This is a genomic window from Intrasporangium sp. (genome assembly GCF_030452765.1).
In the GTDB taxonomy this organism is placed as follows: domain Bacteria; phylum Actinomycetota; class Actinomycetes; order Actinomycetales; family Dermatophilaceae; genus Intrasporangium_A.
Genome location: NZ_JAKDLO010000321.1, coordinates 1 through 2232, shown reverse-complemented (window position 1 = coordinate 2232; position 2232 = coordinate 1). Strand labels below are relative to the sequence as shown.

1 protein-coding gene and 1 pseudogene are annotated in these 2232 nt (G+C 74.0%); one reads left to right on the top strand and one right to left on the bottom strand.

What is annotated here, in order from left to right; all coding sequences use genetic code 11:
• Nucleotides 1-1997, bottom strand: a pseudogene (locus L0H79_RS22025) (hypothetical protein); the annotation flags it as partial.
• Between the two features lie 13 nt (nucleotides 1998-2010).
• On the opposite strand from L0H79_RS22025, the gene L0H79_RS22020 reads away from it, so the two are divergent.
• Nucleotides 2011-2232, top strand: a 222-nt coding sequence (locus tag L0H79_RS22020) for a hypothetical protein (RefSeq protein WP_301486915.1), incomplete at its 3' end; no start/stop codon positions are given.

Below are 2232 nucleotides of genomic sequence, written 5' to 3'. Positions count from 1 at the left end.
GCGAGGTCGAGCCGTGGGATCTCCTCGTAGGGGGCTGCGAGGCAGGCGAGCTCGGCGGCAGCACGGGCCGTGCGGTGGTCGCCTGCTTGGAGGCTGTGGGTGGTGACGAGGTGGGCGACGTCGACGACGGCGCACAGCATGTGGTGGTCGAGCCGGTCGCCTTCGAGCAGCCAGGACCAGCCGCCGGGGCGGAGCCGGTCGAAGGGTCGGCCTTCGACGAGGGTGAGGGCGCGTCGCAGGTCGGCGATGCCGTCGGCGCCGCGGGCTTCGCCGCGTAGACGGAGGCGCTTGAAGAGGTCGATGTCGGTCAGGACGTCCTGGACCTGGTAGACGCCGACGCCGCGGGCCTTGGCGGCGGGGGCTTCTCGGGCGTCGGGCAGGTGCTTGCGTCCGGTGCGGGGGTTGGTGCCGAGCCAGTCGCGGACGATCTTGACGTCGTTGCGGGCTCTTGCTGGGGTGAGGGAGAACGCGTCGGCGAGCTCGTCCGGGGTGGCGCCGTAGGGCCTCGTGGCGAGGTAGGCGAGCAGCTCGGTGTAGTAGGGCTTGCGTTTGGTGAGGGCGACGCCGCGGGTGCGGGCTCGGACGGGCGCGAGGAGGGTCAGGCGGGGCAGGTCGCAGGCCTCGGCGAACCAGGCCTGCAGGTCCCGGTCGAGGTCGGGGTCGGTGTCCTCGACGAGGTGGCGGGTCTCGGGGGTGACGGTCGGTGCGAGGGTCTCGAGGTCTTCGATGGTCGTGGCGGCGACCTCGAGGTAGGCCTCGTCGCGCAGGTCGAGGATGGATGTGGGGCGGCCCTCGGCTGTGGCGAGGGCCGTGAGGCTCTCGCGGGTGAGGGTGTGCTCCGCGCGCAGCGCGCCGGCCTCGTCGGCCAGGCCTCGCCAGCCCTGCGCCTGGGGGTCTGCCGGGATGGGGTCGTCGGCGGTGGTATCGGCTTGGGCGAGCAGGGCTGCGCAGCCCTTGGCCTCGTCGGGGGTGAGGCCGACGGCGATGAGGTCGAGCCCGACAGCCGGGACGGTGACACGGCCCCTGGCTGTGACGTGTACCGCGACGCCATCGGTCGCTCCTCCGCGGCTGGTGAGGACCACGGAGGTGGCGGTCATGCCGGGGTTGTCGGTGATCAGGTCGCGCAGCTGCTGCACTGCGACGTCCTGTGCAGTGGTGTCGGCGAGCAGCAGCAGTGTGGCGTGCCAGTGGTCCGGGCCGGTCTGGGCGGCCCGGGCGGTGGGCACGTCCAGGCCGGCCTCGCTGGCGCGTTGCAGGGTGCTCGTCGCGTCGGTCAGTGCCTCGCCGGCGACCGTGTCGGCGGTGGGCTCAGCTCGGACGCGTTCCGGGTTGAGGGCGGCGAGCTCTTCGGCGACGCCGATGCAGTGCACGGTGACGCCGTGCGACCACGGGTTGCAGGCGAGTTCGGCGGCGAGGTAGCGGGCCAGGTCCTGGGCGTAGGTGGGGTCGCCGGTGATCGTCAGGGGCGTGAGCAGCTCGCAGTTGAGCAGCCACGTCTCGCCGGTGTCGGCGGTCCCGATGGTGACCAGGAGCGGGTACGGCGCCGGCTGGTCGGGCACGTGCGGGCCGACGTCGTCCGGGCCGGTGGTCGTGGGCAGGTGCCATCGCCGCCCTTCTGTTCCCGGCTGCCAGGGCGCGGGTGCGTCCTGCGCCCGACTGAGGTGGAGGGTGAGCTCGGTGGGGCCGAGTTGGAGGGCGGCCAGCTGTGGCATCGGCTCGCCGGTGGTGGTCTGGGCGGCGGCGAGCCGACGCAGGACCTCGTCGAGCCACTCGACCCGGCCCGCTGCGGGTTCTCCGGTGACGGTGACGGTCTTCTCGACCGGGGCGAGCTCGGGTCCGGGGACGGCGATGGTGCGGCCGGGCCGGCGGGCCCGGAACTGGGCGCGGCGGCATGCGCGCAGCACGAGGAACATCGATCCGGCGAGGATGCCGCCGGCGCCGGTCAGCCCGGTCAGCAGCCACGCCGGCGTCACGGTCCCGTCGCCCGTGCCGTCCACGGTGTCGACACCGGTGTCTGCTGCCGTCTGGTGCGTGCCGGCCCCCGATGCCGCAGTCGTCGCTGGGGCTGGCAAACCCGCGGGCGGCGTCGTCGCTGCCCTTGCGGTGGGTGTCGGTGTCGCGGCGGACGCCCCGGCCGGGCTCGCGGTGTCGGGGGTGGTGTCGTCGCTCGGTCGCTCCGTCGCCGGCTCCTGTGTCGCGCTCCCGGATGCTGTCGCGTCACGGCCGTCCGCC